Genomic DNA, 17,332 nt, shown 5'->3' on the forward strand with positions numbered 1-17,332 from the left:
CGCCCGAAAGCTACTGATCTTCGCCAATGCCGTCGTCGAGCGCGGCACTCCATGGATAAGAAAAGCACCCCAACAGCATCTCGCCCGCTAATGGTTGCGCTTCTCCCACAAGGGGAGAAGGGGGAGCGCTGCATATACGCCTCCGCCAGTCTCCAACGTCGGCAATTTGCGGCGAACTAAAAGCCAAGCTCCCCCTTCGCCCCCTGTGGGAGAAGGTGGCTCGGCGCGCAGCGCCGAGACGGATGAGGGGTGAGATCGCCGACGCGGTCGACATGGCCCTTGAGCACGTCCCCGCGCTTCACGGGACCTACGCCGGCGGGCGTACCCGACATGATGAGGTCGCCCGGCGCCAGCCGGAACAGGCCTGAAAGATATGCGATCATCTCTGGCACTTTCCAGATTAGCTGGCTGAGATCGCCGGTTTGCCGGCGCTCGCCGTTCACATCGAGCCAGACCGCGCCTGCAGCAGGGTGGCCGATCTCGCTCGCAGGTCTCAGTTGCGAGCATGGCGCCGACGCCTCGAAGGCCTTCCCCACCTCCCAGGGGCGGCCCATGTCCTTGGCCTTGCCCTGCAGGTCGCGGCGCGTCATGTCGAGGCCGACAGCGTAGCCGAAGACGCAATCCAGCGCCTTCTCCACTGGGATGTCGACGCCGCCGCTCTTCAGCGCCACCACCATCTCGATCTCATGATGCACGTCGTTCGTGGCGGACGGGTAGGGGAATTCGCCCGTAAGCACGAGGTTGTCGGGGTTCTTCTGGAAGAAGAAGGGCGGCTCCTTGTTGGGATCGTGCCCCATTTCAACGGCATGGGCGGCGTAGTTGCGGCCAACGCAATAGATCCGGTGTACGGGAAACAGCTTGTTCGATCCAGCGACCGGAAGCGCCGTGATCGGGGCCGGCTCAAAGACATAGCCGGCATCACTCTGCAAATTCATTGCCTCGCTCCCGGGCTGACTATAACTCGACCCTGGTTTCTTCACGTATCGACTGAAGCACCCTTTCCTGCAACTCCAGCACCTCGCGATCGCGCTGTGCCCCAGCGGGCCTCGGCCTGGCAAAGGGGACGGCGATGCATTCCTTGATGCGACCGGGGTTGAGACCCATGACGAAGACCCGGTCGGAAAGGTAGACGGCCTCTTCGACATCATGCGTGACGAAGATGACGGTGAGCCTGTGCTCTTGCCAGATCTGCATGAGCAGCTCCTGCATCTGCCCGCGCGTCAGCGCGTCGAGAGCCCCAAACGGCTCGTCCATGAGCAGCATCTTCGGCCGGTAGGAAAGCGCACGTGCGATCGCAACGCGCTGCTTCATGCCGCCCGAAAGCTGGCTCGGAAAGCTGTCTGCGAAAGGGGCGAGTTTCACGAGATCGAGATGACGCGCTGCTATGTCGGAAATTTCCTTCGGATCGGTTCCGGCCTCCCGCAAGGCGAACTCGACATTCTTCTTCGCCGTTAGCCAGGGCAGCAAAGTGTAGGACTGGAACACGACGCCGCGATCGAGCCCCGGTCCCTTGATCGGGATCCCGTCAACGAGGACCTCGCCCTCGTCGAATGTCTGCAGGCCGGCCACGATCGACAGCAGGGTGCTCTTGCCGCAGCCCGAGGCGCCGACCAGCGAGACGAATTCGTTGTCCGCCACTTCGATATTGATATCGGAGAGCGCCTTGACCGTGGAACGGGCCGTCGAGAATGATTTGTGCAGATGCGAGATGCTGAGTTTGGGCTGCGTCTGCATCTAAGCTTTGCTCTCATATTTGAAGAACTGCCGGCCAAGGAAGCGCATGATCTGATCGGTCGCGAGGCCGAGTACGCCAAGCACCAGGATGTATCCGATCGCCATGTCGGTCTGCAGGTAGCGCTGAGCGACCGTGATGCGGAATCCCAGCCCCGAATTCGCGGCGACAAGCTCGGCGAGCGTTACCCAGGTCCATGCCCAGCCGAGCGAGATGCGCAGCGTGTCCCAGATCTGCGGCATGGCCGAGGGAACGACGATGCGCATCAGGACGCGGAAATCGCTCATGCCCAGGGTCCGGCCGAAGCCGATGAAATCGGGTGGCACGCGCTTGATGTTGTCCTTGAACATCAGCGCCTGCTGGAAATAGGTGCCGATCCAAATGATCAGGAATTTTTGCGCGTCGCTGGTTCCGCTCCAAAGGATAGTGAGCGGCACGAAGGCCACGACCGGCATGTAGCGGACGAAGTCGAGGAAGGGCTCTATCGCGGCTTCCCAGAACCGATATGCGCCGATCAGGATCGCCGTCGCCAGTGCCATGACGGACGCGATCAGGAAGCCGATCGTGATGCGGTAGACGCTGTTGCCGACATCGCTCGCCAGCGTTCCGTCGGCGGCCAGCTTGCCGAGCCGGGCAAGGACGGCGGCCGGCGAGGGGAGGAAGATGGGCTTCAGCAGTCCGACCCCGGTGACCAGAAGCCAGAGCGCAAGCAGGAGCAGAAACGCGCATGCGGAAATGAAGATATATGTCGACGGTGAGAAGTCGGCACTCATGCTGAAGATGGACTTGCGGCTGCTGAAGCGAGTTTGCCGCGGCTCTGCTCTCTTGTCGGTCTGAACGGTCATCGTGATCCTGGTCATTGTGCAGGCCCAAAGCCGCAACCCCACAGGATCGCGCAGCTCCGACGCAGAATTCTCATGAGCCTGGAACCATTCATAGCGGGCAAATGCGCGGGCCCCGGACGCCAGCCGCTCATAGGGCGCACGCGACAGATAGGCAATCGAACGAGGCTGGTCGCGTTCGGCCCGCCTCGTTCGCTCAGACCTTACTTGCCTTGCGCCACGCTCGCGTCGATCGCCTGCTCGTAAGGGATGTCCTTGTCGATCAATTTCGCCGCTGTCGCGGCCTTGACGATGGCCGGATAGGTCTCCGACTTGAAGACCCCGTTGAGCGCTTCCTGGCTCTCGCTCACGGAATAGTACTGGACGCCGTCGAATGCCGTCGCGAGCTCGTCAGGAGAGGCGCCGACGCCCTTGGCGATGATGGCGCGCCCTTCTTCGGTGTGGGCACGATAATATTCCAGCGCCTGATCCCAACTCTTGAGGACTGCCTGGACCTGCCCGGGCTTGTTCTTCAGGACATCGTCCGGAATGACCAGAACGTCGCTGATCAGCCCGCGCGCCTCGCCGGCCTCGGCCAGCACCTTGATCGACTTGTCGGCTGCTACCGCCGCGGAGATATAGGGTTCGTAGGTCACGGCGGCGGGCACGGTGCCGGAAATGATTGCCGTGCCCGCATTGGCCGCCGGCATGGGCAGGGCGCCGACATCGTCGATCGTCATGCCGTTCTTCTCGAGGATGTAGTTCAAGAGAAGGTCGCTGGTCGAACCTTTCTCGAAGGCAACCTGCTTGCCTTTGAGATCGGCGACGGTCTTGACCTGGTCATTGACCAGGATCGCGTCGGCCTTGGTGCTGGCGTCCAGCAAAAGCACACCCTTGAGCGGGACGCCGGCTTGCACCTTGGCCAGGAGCTGCTGGATCGACTCGTTGTCACCCTCGAGCTGGCCGGCGGCCACGGCCGCGCCCATGTCCTTATCCTCGACGAAGTTGACGAGTTCCACGCCTTCAAGGCCGTTTGCTTTGAAGAAGCCCTTTTCCTGCGCGATGAACCACATGCCATAGCCAAGCCATGGCTGAACCGCGAGCTTGAAGACGCCCGGCTCGACCGGCAGGTCCTCAGCGAGTGCCGGCCGGACGACGGCAGACGATTCGGCCGCGAGAGCAAGCGCTGCGGCCGCGCAGAAGAGATACTTTCCAATGCTTCCCATAGTTAGGTCCTTGTTCCCGTGATGGTTGCCCCTGCCGCGCCGACAGCCGGTAACTGCTCAGATTAGTTTCTGCTGGATCGGCCGGCCCTTGCCGAAGCGATTTGCCTCAGCAAATTCAGTGTAATCCTTCCCACGTCGTTCATGCCGCCCTGGGGCAGCGCACCGCACCAGGCGACTGAGCTTGCGGAGAAGATCAGCCCTCCGGAGGCGAGATGTCGCAGCGTCATCTCGGCTGAGCGGCGTGCTTCGCGTTCGCTGTCGCCGCCTTCATACCAGCGGGTCGCGTCATGCACGAAGCTCTCGGGAAAGCCGGTCGCGCGAGCGACGACGATCGTATCCGGCGACGTGCCGAGATGGGGATCGGTTGCATCCACCTCATAACCCGCTGCCGCGCCGAGAACTATCCCTTCCGTGCCGAACGTCGCTTCCGATACGCCCTCGAACAGCCAGGCGGCCGACGGCTCGTAGCTTTCCGCAGTCCGCGTGAACGGCCGGGCGCCGTCGAAGCCCATGAGCGAAATTGCGCCGCCGATCAGGGAGAACTCGCCGCGCCCGCTTGCCCGCAGATGTCCGCCGGGCTCGTTGGTGATCGAAAGCGACTGCTCCGCGATCGGCCCGTCCCAGGTACGGCCTGCCTCGAGCGGTGAGCGACGCAGCTCCATCAGGTCGTCCCTGAATGCGACCTTCCCGGCAAAGCCGTTTCCGCCGAGATATGCGATGCTGCCGCCTCGGGACGCGAAGCGGCGCAACGCATCCTCCATCTCGACCGACATATATTCGGGATGGCTACCGGTCACGACCGCGGCATAGCCCTCAAGCCCGGCAAGACCGCGCTCGTGCAGGCAGTGGTCCGTGATGAGATCGAAGGCGATACCGTTCTCGTGGCAGAAGCGGAGGAAATTGAGGTCGACCGGCAGGTTGTGCGGGCATCCGCAGAGCGGATAGTTGTAGTCGTCGCGCAGCGTTGCCTTCGGCTTCCTGTAGGATGCGATCGAAACGCCGCTGACGTCGCTGTGATAGTCGTAGAGCGACTTCAAATTGTTGTCGATGGCGAAGAGGTGGCCACGATCCTCGCACTTCCACTCATAGAGATGCGCTGGCAGGAATTCGTCGGCATAGGCGAGATAGGTGGCGGTAGGCACGAGGAACAGCAGCGGCGCGCGCGGTTTGGCCGAAACGACGAAGAAGACAATGCGCTCCGACCCCCCGTCATATTCGACGTCGAAGGCGTAGATCCCCGGCTCGGCCTCGGCAGGCAGCTCGACGCTGTGAGAAGCCGGCCATTCCAGCGGTCCCATGTCGTCATCGTGGCAATGCACGGCGTCATAGTGGAACGGGACCAGCCGAGGATCGAAACTGGTGCCGTCCCAGCGCCGCGAGGTCATGCAGAAGGCCGGCTGGTTGACGGGTTCCAGCAAGAGTTTCAGGCTTCCGGCGGAAGCGATGGGGCCGGCTGGAAGGAGGGTGGGAAATGTCCAGGGGATGGGTCCCGAACCCGTCAGCAATGAGACGGCGGCGAATTTAGCATTCAGGGTCGGGAGGTTCGCAATTCCGCTTGCCCCGAACAGCAAATCCTGCGACGGCCGTTGCCAGGGAATCTCGAAGTGACGATGCAGTCGAAACGGAGCAAGCAGGTCGTAGGATTCGACCAGAAGGGACAGGCCTCTAACTGACGCTCGAACTTCGACCCGCAGCCACTTGCGAGCCGGGATGGCTTCGCCATCAAGCTGCTTCTTGCCGTCATACGCGAAAGCCAGCCGACCGTCGCGCAAGGCAAGGCGGAAGGTATCCGTTTCCACGATCGTGCGATCGCCTTCGTTGCGTGTCAGATAGATCTCGAAAGAGATGCCTTCGATCGAATCCGGCTTGGCAAGCTCCTCAGCGGCAACCCTGAGAAACGAGCCGTGGTCGAAAGTCCGGTCAGCCGGCTGCTCGGCAGTCGGGTCGATGCGCCAGCCCGTGTCGACAGGCTGCGGCTTGTCCAGTCGGACAATCCTGACATCTTTGATGTCCACCGATGAGGACAAATGGAGGTTGACCGTCGTGCCCGGATCCGCGTGCCAAGGCACGGTATAGCCGGCTACCGCCATCGCATCGTGATTGACTGCGCGCTTCATTGAGATGGGCGTGTTTGCGCGATGGCTGGAACGTCCGGCCTCCGCGGCGGCAAATTCGGCACTCTCATACCCCTGATTTTTTTAATTTCAATTTATCGAAGCCATTTCTTGGGGGTATATACCCCCAACGGGGTATGATCTGTGACAAATGCGGTTTTCGGCTGCCTTGCGCGCGCCATCGAAGCCATCGGCAGGCATGAATTCTACCCGGCGATGACGGAGTATCTCCGGCGCTGCCTAGATTATGACAATGTGATCGTAATCGTCTTCACCGGCACCAGCGTTCCGGACGTTCTCTACAAGCGCATCTATGGGCCGGACGTCTTTCGCTACATCGCCGAGCAATATCTGCCTGCCGCATATCTGCTCGACCCGATTTACCATTTTCATCTCAGGCGCGGGAAAGCAGGGCTCTACCGCCTGCTCGATGTCGCGCCAGACCAGTTTCGCCGGAGCCGCTATTTCAAGTGGTATTATGGCCGCATCGGCATCACCGACGAGATATCGGTGGTGCTGCCGGTCGGCGAGAACACGACGATCACCATCTCCATGGGTAAGGACGGCACCTCGGGTCATGCCTTCTCGCAGAAGGCGGAGGAATTCCTGCGCCAGCATGAACCCGTCATCATGTCGCTCATCGGTGCGCATTGGGTTGCCTCCGGCACGCTGGCCACGGCCAAAGCACATCAAACGTCGATCACCGACAGCCTGATCGCTGCGGTGCGGACCTGCCACAAGGTGGTTCTCAGTCCGCGCCAGGCGGAAACGGCACTTCTCATTTTGCAGGGCCATTCGTCGCCTTCCATCGGGCTGCATCTCGGCGTCAGTCCGCAAACGGTGAAGGTCTTTCGCAAACAGCTCTACCGCAAATGCGGCATCTCTTCTCAGGCAGAACTCTTCGCGCTTATGATGCCAATCCTCGAGCGAACAAGAGGTGCGCCGTTTGAGGGCTGAAGTTGTAAAACGGTTCTGGACATGGTCGCTGCTGTTCCACACCCTGCTATGGGTGGCACTCTCAGTGGGGGCCTACGTGACCGCGGGGCCCTACAAATTCGCAAGCTGCTGGCCGATCATTCCGGCCTATATACCGCCTCTCGGTTTGCTGTTTCTCGCAATTGCTGCGTACAGCTCGATAGTCCTGCTGGTGTCGGCTTTTCGGCGGAAGCTCCGTGGCACTCGGGTTTTGACAGCGAGCCATGGGATGATACTCACGATCGGGATGGTAGCTTGTATACGAGCCGCGCATGCGGCAGCCGGTCATGTAAGCTGCCTATGAGGTCTGGCCATCACACATCCAATCGCCGACTATTGATGGGCGCCAGACCGCGCAAGAGCTATCTTCGGTGCGGGAATGTCGGTCGCGCAAATGTTGGCGCCAATAATGCCGGTGAGAGCTACAGGACGATGCATGCGGCTGATCGGGTTCGGCCGCTGCGGAGCCCTGCTCCTCCTCGAATTGTTCGCTGCTCTGATTGCAGCCTCGGGAGCGTCGGCCGCGGCGCTGGAGAATGTCAGCGAGATCGGCCCTTCGCTTATACAGTGCTGGCACCCGCCGGCTGCCCCGGACGGTTCTGCGGTCACCTTGCGCTTCGGCTTCAGGCGTGACGGCAGCCTGATGGGCGCGCCGCGGGTCACCTACATCAGTGTCAAGGGTGGGGCAGCGTTAGAGCGGACATTCGCCGATTCAGCCGTTCGCGCGATCGAGCAATGCTCGCCGCTTCAGCTCTCTCCTCGGTTTGCCGCAACGATCGGCGGCAAGGTCTACGTCATGCAGTTCTCGATCCTGAAGAGGCAGCCCGTCATCCGGCTCATGTATGCCTGAACGGCGACGTACTATTATGGCAACGGGTGGCATCCGCACAGCCGACCAAGACAACGAAACGGTCGAAGGGCCGCGTAATTTTTACATTCCAAATGAGATAGGGCCGGCAATCGACGATCACCTTCGCAGACCCGGCCCATTTGAGGCAAGGTAGGCGAAGAAGAAAGCATTGGTGATTGATCAGCTAGGCGCCCTTATCGTTGAGGCGTTTTATTCGTCCATCGCTTAGGCTGAAGACCCCATGCTGACCACCTTGCAGGTCAAAGTCAGCTTGGAGTTCTCCCCAAAATCCCAAAAATCGGCCGCAGTCATCGCACACGATCTTTGTCTCGGATCCTGCATTCTTCGGAATGCGCAGTCTGATTGTTCGGCAGAATGGACACTCGATCTTGTGGTCTAAGAATTTCTCTGCCACCGGTGAGACTCCCAAGAGGCTTCCCGCCGAAATCAAACAGCCAAGCCGTATCTTTGGCAATGCCCCGTCTCAGTCTTCCTCCACATCGGGAAGCACTCAATCTGGTCGCAATTTGGCGCTTTGCGCCGCGCCGAGAGCCTCCGCATGCTTCTGTCAGGCAATATCTGCTTGCCTCGGCGATCCTTGCTCCACATGATGCTGATGCAGCAGTTGCTAGGGTGATGCCTGATGTATGCTTTGCGAGGAGCCCAGAGAGTGCGGTTCAATCGCTCTAAATCAGGAGTGTTTCTGGCATCGGTGCTTTTCGCAGCGAGCACGGCTGGAGCTTGGGCGGATGCTATCGAAAACCTGCAAGGCGCCTGGGTGACGGAAGATACCGAATGCACAGGGGTGTTCGAAAAGACCGGCGGAAAAATTCGATTTAAAGATCGTACTTTTGCCTCTGGAGACGGATTCATCATTCTGGGCAAAAAGGTGACGGGGCCTATTTCAGGTTGCACGATCTCCCAAGTCGAGCAGAAGGACGGTGGCTTTTCCGCCTTCCTGGCCTGTTCCGATGCTCTTGTGGCCAGAAATTTCTCGATGAAGTTTCGCGTCATCGATCCAACCCATTTTGAGCGGCTCGATCCCGATCATGACGTGACGATCACATACAAGAAATGCGCTCTCTGAGAGCGGGGATCAGCCTTCTCCCAACGCGGAGCGAAGCCGCCCCGACGGCTGCCTGGTAGCGGCGGGGAACAGCTTTCGCAGAACGGCCGCCCGAGGCGCCGTTAAACCTGATCAACGGGAGAGCCGGCGAAGATTGGCTCGCACCTTGCGCCGGTAGCGACGTGCCACATTATCGGCGGACTTGCCTTGGCTCAGGCTTACTGCAGCCTGTTGGGCGGCGCCGATTTTTTCGACAACCATCCCGAAAGCCTCCACGTTGGCTGCCTGTCCGCCAGTCAGCAGCTTCATCCATCGAAGCCAAATGACAAGCTGGATCTCGACGGCGAAAGCCGGCCACCAGAAGTATGACATTCCGACCTCATTTTGCGTTCATCGGCCTACATTGTAGCGAATTCTTTGTTCATGCATCCCATCTATCCGAGAACCGCTGGCACTTTTCCGTCCGATGCTCTAGCCGCGCGATCAGTCGCCGCGAGCCTTGAGTGATCGGGCAAGGAGACGGCTGTCACCGACCTGGTCCACCCAAGCCGCGAAGTCCTTGCTCGGGCCGTGCCAGCGCAGCTCTTCGACTTCGTCGAACAGCGGAGCGTCGGTTCGCAGGGTCGCGAGGGTCTTGAATAAAAGCGCGATCTCCTGGCGTTTGCCGAGGACTTCAGGCGGAAAGGATTCGAGGGGACCATAGCGGCCAAGCAGCCGGGCGGCCGAGACGCGGCCGATGCCTTCGAGGCCGGGGTAGCCATCGGCGGCATCGCCGACGAGCGCGAGGAAATCGGGAATGAGGACCGGCTCAACGCCGAACTTCTCGCGGACGGCGGCGGCATCAAGGATCTTCTGGTTCCTGCGGTCCACCTGCACTATGCGATCACCCTGCACGCACTGGGCCAGATCCTTGTCCGGGGTCCAGATGCATACTTTCTGCACCTGCTGATCTGCGGCTGCGCGCTCAGCCGCCGAGGCCAGCCCATCGTCCGCTTCCAGCTCGATCATCGGCCAGACAGCCACTCCCATCGCCTTCAGCGCCTCCTCGAGGGGATGAAACTGCGCAAACAGTGCCGGCTCGATGCCATCCCCCGTCTTGTAGCCGGGCCAGAGCCGGTTGCGGAACGACTCGATGACGTGATCGGTGGCCACCCCGATATGGGTGGCACCACTCTCGATCATCTCCAACACAGTGTTGAGCACGCCTGTGACGGCGCCGAACGGTTTGTCTTCCCCTTTATTGAACCGGCGTTGGCCGTAGAAGTGGCGAAACAGCTCGTAAGTGCCATCGAGCAGGTGAACGATCATAGCGCGTCTCGACGGGGGCACCTCGCGAGGTGCAAGAGCTGGACCACCGGCCTACCTTTCCGGACTCGTTGTCGGATCTTTGGATATACTGCCGATATCGGTGAGGTCAGCATAGGCCATTGCTCGATCGGGTAAAGCAGCTGCCATTCTGCTGCCTTCGTACATTATAGGTACGAGCAATTTTCGCGGTTGGACACCAAATAGCCGTCTCAAAGCTATAAGCGCCATAAGTGCACGACATTGCGCGCGAACTGGCTGGACGACCATGACGCGGAGATTGATTGTGGCTGCTATGACACTGCCGTTAGCGGTCTCTGGTTGCCTCTCGATCGACAGGAGCAAGCCGCCCGAGCCCGGCGCGATCAAATTCCCCGGGCATCCCTATTGGACTTTGCCCGATTGCAGGCGCAATGAGCCATTTGGAAAATGGGACAACAATTGCGATGTACCATATGTCGGCCTTCCGCCAGGCTTTGCCAATTCCGACATATGGTGGCATCCGCTTCTAATCGTCCCGCAATGACGTCCCCCACTTCTCAACGCATGCTCCGTCTCGATGTGTGCCAAGGCTTCGAGTCACCACATCTCCATCTATCTCGACCGTCCCTTTGGCGCAGCGGGAGTGGAATGGAGACGATCCTGATTGCGTAGCTAAGCTTTTGGGGTGGAGGGCGTGTGCCGCTCGCAATTGGCGGCGTGTATCCTCATATGAAGGGGCATGGTCAGGCGCCTGTGCGGGGCAAAGCCCAAGCAAGACAGAAGAACCAATAGGCAGACGGGAAGCCCTTCAAGCATGTCCGAAACTGACCTGGAGCCATCGGCAGCGAAGGACAACTCAAAGCCTGCGCACAAGATCCCGCTGTTCGGCCGCGAATTCCACATGCCGAGGTCGCGCTGGCTGCGGGTTGCTATCGGCGTCGGGCTGGTCGTGCTCGGGATGTTCGGCTTCCTGCCGGTCCTCGGCTTCTGGATGATCCCGCTCGGACTCTTGGTTCTCTCCTACGAATTCCACACCGTGAGACGGCAGCGCCGGCGCTTTATCGTCTGGCGGGAGAAGCGCAAGCGCAAGGTTTGACGCCGGCGAGGGTAGCGCCGTTTCCGGTATCAAGAGCGATCCTTGCCGAGCGTCGTCGAAACTACATCTACGCCGGCTCCGCCGGCGGTTGCGCCTCTGGCTTGGCCCCCTTCGCCGCCCGCCGCGTGAAGCGCGCCGACAGCCGCGACACCACGACGAAGAAGAGCGGCACGAAGAACACGCCGAGCAGCGTTGCGGCGAGCATGCCGCCCGCCACACCGATGCCGATCGAGTTCTGCGCGCCCGATGACGCTCCGGTCGCGGTGGCGAGCGGGAGGACGCCGAAGATGAAGGCCAGCGAGGTCATCACGATCGGGCGGAACCTGAGCCGCGCGGCCTCCAGGATTGCCTCGGTAACGCTGCGCCCGGAGGCTTGCAGGTCGCGCGCGAACTCGACGATCAGGATTGCGTTCTTCGAGGCAAGGCCGATCGTGGTGAGCAGCGCGACCTTGAAATAGACGTCGTTCGACTGCCCGAACAGCCAGGCCGCGAGCAGTGCGCCGAACACGCCGACCGGCACCGAGAGGATGACCGAGAAGGGGATCGACCAGCTCTCGTAGAGAGCGGCGAGGCAGAGGAACACCACCACAACAGAGATGGCATAGAGCGCCGGTGCCTGGTTGCCCGAGAGCCGCTCCTGGTAAGACAGACCGGTCCAGGCGGGTGTGAAGCCGTTACCGAGCGCGGTCACGAGCTCTTCCATCCTATCCATCGCAGTACCTGAGCTGACGCCTGGCGCAGCCGAGCCCTGGATTTCCACGGCCGCGACGCCGTTGAAGCGGTCGAGCTTGGGCGGCCCGAACGACCAGTCCGTGCTGGTGAATGCCGAGAAGGGCACCATCTCGCCTTGGGTATTGCGTGCATACCAGCGGTTGATGTCCTGAGGCTGCATCCGGAAGGGCGCATCGGCCTGCACCCAGACGGGCTTGATCTGGCCGCGGTCGATGAAGTCGTTCACATAGGTGCCGGCCCAGGCAGTGCTCAGTATCGCGTTGATCTCGGCTATGCCGACGCCGAAGGCGCCGGCGCGTTCGCCGTCGACGTTGATACGGAACTCAGCCTGGTCGTCCTGCGCATTCTGGCGCACTCCGCTTAGCTGCGGGTCCTGGGTGGCTTTGGCGAGCAAGGTGTTGCGTGCGGCCACCAGCGCGTCACGGCCGGCGCCGGCCGCATCCTGCAGATACATGTCGAAGCCGCCTGCCGTGCCCAGCCCCGGGATGGCCGGCGGCGCGAGCGCGAAAATCTGCGCGTCCCTTATCGTGGCGAACTGCCGCATGGCGCGCATAGCGAGCGCATCGGCGGCGAGAGCGGGGTCGGTCCGTTCCTCGAACGGCTTCAATCTCACGAAGGCCATGGCTGCATTCTGTCCGCTGCCCGCAAAACCGAAGCCGATCGCGGCAAATACGCTCTCCGTCGCCTGCTTCTCCTTATTGAGGAAATAGTCGCTGATCTGACTGAGCACTGCGCGCGTACGCTGCTCGGTCGCGCCGCTCGGCAATTGCACCTGCACCATCAGCACGCCCTGGTCTTCGGCAGGGATGAAAGAGCTCGGCAGCACCCGGAACAAATAGCCGGCCCCGCCGGCAATCAGGAGAAAGACCAGCAAGAGGCCGAGCGGCCGTCGAATAATGCCGCCGACAGCGCGCTCGTAGCCCGAGGTCGTTCGCCCGAAGCCTTTGTTGAGCCAGCGGAAGAGGAAGAACCTCGCCTCGCCCTCCTGTCGCTTCAAGATGGTCGCGGTGAGGGCAGGGGTCAGCACCAGCGCGACAATCACGGAGAGCAGCATCGCGCTCACGATAGTGATCGAGAACTGGCGATAGATGATGCCGACCGATCCGCCGAAGAAGGCCATGGGCACGAACACGGCGGAGAGGACGAGCGCAATGCCGATCAGCGCGCCGGTGATCTCGCCCATCGACTTCTCCGTCGCCTCGCGCGGCGAGAGCCCTTCCTCCGCCATCAGCCGCTCGACATTCTCGACGACGACGATCGCATCGTCGACGAGGAGCCCGATCGCCAGAACCATGGCGAACATCGTCAGCGTGTTGATCGAATAGCCGGCGAGCGCCAGCACGCCGAACGTGCCGAGCAGCACCACGGGCACGGCGATCGTCGGGATGAATGTCGCCCTGATGTTCTGCAGGAACAGAAGCATCACGAGGAAGACAAGCACGATCGCTTCGACCAGCGTGCGTTCCACCTCGTGGATCGACAGCTGCACGAAAGGCGTCGTGTCGTAGGCGTAGACCACCTCGACATTCTCCGGCAGCGTGGCTTTGAGCCGCTCCATCGCCGCGCGCACGCCGTTTGCCGTGTCGATCGCATTCGCACCGGCAAGCAGGTTCACGCCGAAGCCGGCGGCCGGCTTGGCGTTAAATTGCGAGCTCGTGGCGTAGGACTCCGCACCGATCTCCACCCGCGCCACGTCACTCAGCCGCACCACGGCGCCGCCGGTCTCGGTCTTGAGGATGATGTTGCGGAACTGCTCCGGCGTCTGCAGCTGGCTCTGTGCCGTGATGGTGGCATTGAGCTGCTGGCCGGGCACGGCCGGATTGGCGCCAAGCTGGCCAACCGAGACCTGCGTGTTCTGTGCGCGCACCGCCGAGGTCACGTCGGCCGGCGTCAGCTGGAAGCGCTCGAGCCGCTCGGGGTCGAGCCAGATGCGCATGGCGTAGCCGGAACCGAACACGTTGAGGTCGCCAACGCCATTCACGCGACGGATCACGTCCTCGATATTGGTGGAGATGAAGTCGCCGAGATCGTTGGAGCTCAGGCTCCCGTCGGTCGAGGTCAGCGTCACCACCATCAGGATGCTGGTGGTGGATTTGGTGACCCTGATGCCCTGGTCGATCACGGGCTGCGGCAGCTGCGATTCGACCAACTGCAGCTGGTTCTGGACGTTGACCTGGGCGATGTCCGGATCGGCGCGGCTATTGAAGGTGAGCGCGATCGTGGAACGGCCGTCGGAGCTGGAGGAGGCGGTGAAATAGTCGAGGTTCTCGAGCCCCGTCATGTTCTGCTCGATGACACGCGTCACCGAATTCTCAACCGTCTGGGCGCTGGCGCCGGGATAGGTCGCCGTGATGCGGACGGTCGGCGGCGCGATCTCCGGATACTGCGAGATGGGCAGCGTGGTGATGCCGAGCGCCCCGGCCAGCATGATGGCGATCGCGATCACCCAGGCGAAGACGGGGCGGCGGATGAAGAAGAGCGAGAGCTGCATGGCTGTCTCGCTGTCACTGCGACGGGGCGGCGGCCGGTTCGACATCGCTGGTGAGGCCGTTTTCGTCCACCTTCACCTCCGCCGGCTGGACCGGCTGTCCGCCGCGCGCCTTCTGCAGCCCGTCGACGATCAGCCTGTCGCCCTCCTTCACATTCTCGCGAACGAGCCAGGCGTTGCGATACGCCTGCTCTGTCTGCAGCAGCCGCAGCTCGGCCTTGCCGTCGGCGTCGACGAACATGGCGGTCGCCTGGCCCTTGGCGTTGCGGCTCACCGCGCGCTGCGGGATGAGGAAGCCCTTGGTCCCCGTGCCGACTTCGACGCTGGCCCGCACCAACATGCCCGGCAGGAGAAGCCCTCGCGGATTGGCGATATGTGCCCGGACCGTGAAGGTCCCTGTCGTCTCGCTCACATTCGCTTCGACGGCTTCGATCGTGCCAGTTTCTGGATATTCGGAACCATCCTCGAGTGTGAGCCGGACGTTGGGAGCGATGCGTTCCTGCTTGAGAGCGCCTTCGGCGATCATCCTGCGCACGCGCAGCAAGCTGGCGCTCGAAGCAGTCAGGTCCACAAACATCGGGTCGATCTGCCTGATCGTCGTCAGCGCGCCGGTCTGGTTGGCACCGACCAGCGCCCCCTCGGTCACGAGCGAGGTGCCGATTGACCCGGCGATGGGCGCCGTCACGCGCGTGTTGTCGAGGTTGATCTGTGCAGTCTCGACATTCGCATTGCCGGCGGCGAGATCGGCCTTAGCCTGCAGCAGGGTCGCGCGTGCGGCATCGACCTGCTGCGTGGAAACGACGTGGCGCCGTCCGAGTTCGTCCAGGCGCTGGAATTCGGTCTCGGCATTGGCGACGGCGGCCTGCGCCCGCTGGACGTTGGCCTTGGCCGCGTCGAGCGCTGCCCGATAGGGACGGTCGTCGATCTGGTAGAGGACGTCGCCGGCCTTGACCTCGGATCCCTCCTGGAAGACGCGCTTCTGGATGATGCCGCTTACCTGCGGGCGGATCTCCGCCACGGCCGACGCGACAGTTCGGCCCGGCACCGTATCGACGAACGGCACCTCCTGCGCATGCAGCGTGATCACTCCAACCTGCACGGGAGCGGCGTTGGGGGGAGCGCCGGCGGACTGGTTGCGGTCGGAGCAGCCGCCGAGCGCTGTGCACGCCGCTGCAAGGAGAAGCGCTGCGACCTCGAGGAGGGCTGGATACCTCACGAAATTTCCTCCGGTCCGCAATGCACTATTTGAACCCGCCGACGCACCTACCGCTGCCATAACGGCAAAGGCAGCGGATTGTTCATTGCTTCGGGTTAGAGGTGCTACCAGCCAGCGGCGAAGGGAACCGCCGGAAGGCTCCTGCTTTCATGGCGTGTTCTGCAGACCCGACAGGCTGGGGCGATCGGCATCGGTTGAATCAGACGTCAGTGGCGGGCCGGCTGAAACAGCTCGACGAAATTGCCTGACGGGTCGATCGCCAGGATCTGCGACCCGCCCGGTCCCGTCACGATATCGTTCCGGAACTCGACGCCGGCAGCTTTGAGCCGCGCAACCTCGGCAGCGAGATCCTCGACGATGAGGTGAATGCGGTTCCAGCCGCCCGGCTGCGGCTTTTCACCGTCCGGCATCGGCCGCCCTGCCGAGCTTGTCGGGCCGCTGAGCAACAGCCGCAACTGGCCTCGCCTGACGTCCGCGAAAGCCGGCGCGTAGCTGGACAGAAGCGAAAAGCCAAGATGGTCGACGTACCACTTGATCGCGGCCTCCACGTCATCGACCATGTAGCGCACGTTGACTGTAGTATCCGACATGCTTGCCTCCACGAGGTGTCTCCCGCTCCGCATTTACCGCAGGGCAATCGCATATGGCACGGCGGACCCCCACTCCGCCGAGCTTCGCTCGGCACCTCTCCCCTGCAAAAGGGGAGAGGAAGGGCGCCTGGCATTGCTGCCGGCGCTTCCTCTCCCCCGTCGATCGGGGAAGAGGTGGTTCGCGAAGCGAACCGGAGTGGAGGTCGACCTCATGTGCGATTGCCTTGCCGCTTATAGGTAAGGTTGAGACGCAGCGCGGACTTTACAGAAATAGCTGCATGCTGACTTCCCCCGTTTGGCCGCACTCCCATCTATGATGTCAGTATCGCAGCGGCTGACTGCCGCCGATGAAGGAGGCACCAGATGTTGCCGACCCGCCGCAGCGCCCTTATCGGTTTCCTCGCCGCCCCAGTTCTGTCCGCCCAGGCGCTGAGGTCCACCTTTTCGCAGCCGGCGCTATCGCCGACGCCCTCATGCGGCGACGAGGCGCCTACCCCCGCCAATGACGAAGGTCCCTTCTTCAAGCCGGATGCGCCGCTCAGGCACGACCTCGCGCGCGACGCGCCTAAGGGCGAGAGGATCACGATCGCCGGCTATGTGCTCGACGAAACATGCCAGCCGGTGCCGCGCGCCCTCCTGCAGATCTGGCATGCCGACGAGACCGGCAGCTACGACAACACCGGCTTCCGCCTGCGCGGCCATCAATTCACGGACGAGGGCGGACGCTGGTGGTTCTCGACCATCGTGCCGGCGCTCTATCCCGGCCGCACGCGCCACTACCACTTCAAGGTGCAGCGGCGCGGCGGAGCGGTGCTGACCACGCAGCTGTTCTTTCCCGGCGAGCCGCGCAACAAGACCGACTGGCTGTTCGACGAGCGGCTGTTGCTTGCGATGAGCAAGGCGGCGGATGGAAAGTTCGGTCGGTTCGATTTTGTGGTGTAGGTCAATTGCGGTGCCGCTTGCGTCGAGACAGATGCAGCGGCTTCACGGCGCTGCGTTGCCGGAGCAAGCAGTCTGCCGTGAAGAATTGCCAAGTCGCTGATTTGCAGTGGGAATTTGGGGCAGTCGAAGCTGCCGATTTTGCCGGAAAATAAGTCTTCGGCTGGGGATTCCTTGCAAAATGGATTTGTGATTCCGTT

Annotated in this window: 16 protein-coding genes; 5 read left to right on the forward strand and 11 right to left on the reverse strand. The window is 62.0% G+C overall.

The window, feature by feature from the left end:
• Window positions 1-176: 176 nt before the first annotated feature.
• The 5 genes from SAZ10_RS33075 to SAZ10_RS33095 form a co-directional block, all read right to left on the reverse strand.
• Window positions 177-935, reverse strand: a complete 759-nt coding sequence (locus SAZ10_RS33075; protein WP_318613812.1) for a fumarylacetoacetate hydrolase family protein — start codon at window positions 933-935, stop codon at window positions 177-179.
• 19 nt (window positions 936-954) lie between these two features.
• Window positions 955-1,734, reverse strand: a complete 780-nt coding sequence (locus SAZ10_RS33080) for an ABC transporter ATP-binding protein (RefSeq protein WP_318613813.1) — start codon at window positions 1,732-1,734, stop codon at window positions 955-957.
• The gene (locus tag SAZ10_RS33085) at window positions 1,735-2,577 is read right to left on the reverse strand and encodes an ABC transporter permease (RefSeq protein ID WP_412535346.1); all 843 of its coding nucleotides are present in this window, start codon (window positions 2,575-2,577) and stop codon (window positions 1,735-1,737) included. It abuts the gene before it with no gap.
• A gap of 200 nt (window positions 2,578-2,777) precedes the next feature.
• The gene (locus SAZ10_RS33090) at window positions 2,778-3,779 is read right to left on the reverse strand and encodes an ABC transporter substrate-binding protein (protein ID WP_318613814.1); all 1,002 of its coding nucleotides are present in this window, start codon (window positions 3,777-3,779) and stop codon (window positions 2,778-2,780) included.
• A gap of 62 nt (window positions 3,780-3,841) precedes the next feature.
• On the reverse strand, window positions 3,842-5,896 hold the full coding sequence (locus tag SAZ10_RS33095) for a N,N-dimethylformamidase beta subunit family domain-containing protein (RefSeq protein WP_318613815.1): 2,055 nt from the start codon (window positions 5,894-5,896) through the stop codon (window positions 3,842-3,844).
• 141 nt (window positions 5,897-6,037) lie between these two features.
• Here SAZ10_RS33095 and SAZ10_RS33100 point away from each other — a divergent pair, with 141 nt between their 5' ends.
• From SAZ10_RS33100 to SAZ10_RS33110, 3 genes are all read left to right on the forward strand, one after another.
• Complete coding sequence (locus tag SAZ10_RS33100; RefSeq protein ID WP_318613816.1) at window positions 6,038-6,850, forward strand: helix-turn-helix transcriptional regulator; 813 nt, start codon at window positions 6,038-6,040, stop codon at window positions 6,848-6,850.
• 454 nt (window positions 6,851-7,304) lie between these two features.
• A complete protein-coding gene (locus SAZ10_RS33105; RefSeq protein ID WP_318613817.1) occupies window positions 7,305-7,718 on the forward strand; it encodes a hypothetical protein in 414 nt (137 codons plus the stop codon).
• A gap of 670 nt (window positions 7,719-8,388) precedes the next feature.
• Window positions 8,389-8,805, forward strand: coding sequence for a hypothetical protein (locus tag SAZ10_RS33110; RefSeq protein ID WP_318613818.1), 417 nt, complete (start codon window positions 8,389-8,391; stop codon window positions 8,803-8,805).
• Between the two features lie 111 nt (window positions 8,806-8,916).
• Here the strand turns inward: SAZ10_RS33110 and SAZ10_RS33115 are convergent, their stop codons facing one another.
• Window positions 8,917-9,156: a hypothetical protein gene (locus SAZ10_RS33115; RefSeq protein WP_318613819.1), complete on the reverse strand. Its 240-nt coding sequence runs from the start codon at window positions 9,154-9,156 to the stop codon at window positions 8,917-8,919.
• A gap of 111 nt (window positions 9,157-9,267) precedes the next feature.
• On the reverse strand, window positions 9,268-10,092 hold the full coding sequence (locus tag SAZ10_RS33120; protein WP_318613820.1) for a 5'-3' exonuclease: 825 nt from the start codon (window positions 10,090-10,092) through the stop codon (window positions 9,268-9,270).
• Window positions 10,093-10,885: 793 nt separating this feature from the next.
• Between SAZ10_RS33120 and SAZ10_RS33125 the strand changes: the two genes are divergently transcribed.
• Window positions 10,886-11,167: a hypothetical protein gene (locus SAZ10_RS33125; RefSeq protein ID WP_318613821.1), complete on the forward strand. Its 282-nt coding sequence runs from the start codon at window positions 10,886-10,888 to the stop codon at window positions 11,165-11,167.
• Between the two features lie 67 nt (window positions 11,168-11,234).
• On the opposite strand, the gene SAZ10_RS33130 is transcribed toward SAZ10_RS33125, so the two are convergent.
• The 3 genes from SAZ10_RS33130 to SAZ10_RS33140 form a co-directional block, all read right to left on the reverse strand.
• Window positions 11,235-14,390, reverse strand: coding sequence for an efflux RND transporter permease subunit (locus SAZ10_RS33130; protein ID WP_318613822.1), 3,156 nt, complete (start codon window positions 14,388-14,390; stop codon window positions 11,235-11,237).
• Window positions 14,391-14,403: 13 nt separating this feature from the next.
• Entirely contained in the window at window positions 14,404-15,603 is a 1,200-nt protein-coding gene (locus tag SAZ10_RS33135; RefSeq protein WP_318613823.1) for an efflux RND transporter periplasmic adaptor subunit, read from the reverse strand.
• Window positions 15,604-15,809: 206 nt separating this feature from the next.
• Window positions 15,810-16,193 carry a VOC family protein gene (locus SAZ10_RS33140; RefSeq protein ID WP_318613824.1) on the reverse strand — a complete coding sequence of 128 codons (384 nt, stop codon included), beginning with the start codon at window positions 16,191-16,193 and terminating at the stop codon, window positions 15,810-15,812.
• Window positions 16,194-16,556: 363 nt separating this feature from the next.
• Between SAZ10_RS33140 and SAZ10_RS33145 the strand changes: the two genes are divergently transcribed.
• Window positions 16,557-17,135 carry an intradiol ring-cleavage dioxygenase gene (locus SAZ10_RS33145; RefSeq protein WP_318613825.1) on the forward strand — a complete coding sequence of 193 codons (579 nt, stop codon included), beginning with the start codon at window positions 16,557-16,559 and terminating at the stop codon, window positions 17,133-17,135.
• 1 nt (window position 17,136) lies between these two features.
• Here SAZ10_RS33145 and SAZ10_RS33150 read toward each other — a convergent pair.
• Window positions 17,137-17,332 (reverse strand): hypothetical protein (locus SAZ10_RS33150; protein ID WP_318613826.1); only part of this gene is annotated, 196 nt, incomplete at its 5' end.

The organism is Mesorhizobium sp. BAC0120, assembly GCF_033542235.1.
Taxonomy (GTDB): Bacteria; Pseudomonadota; Alphaproteobacteria; order Rhizobiales; family Rhizobiaceae; genus JAWRCU01.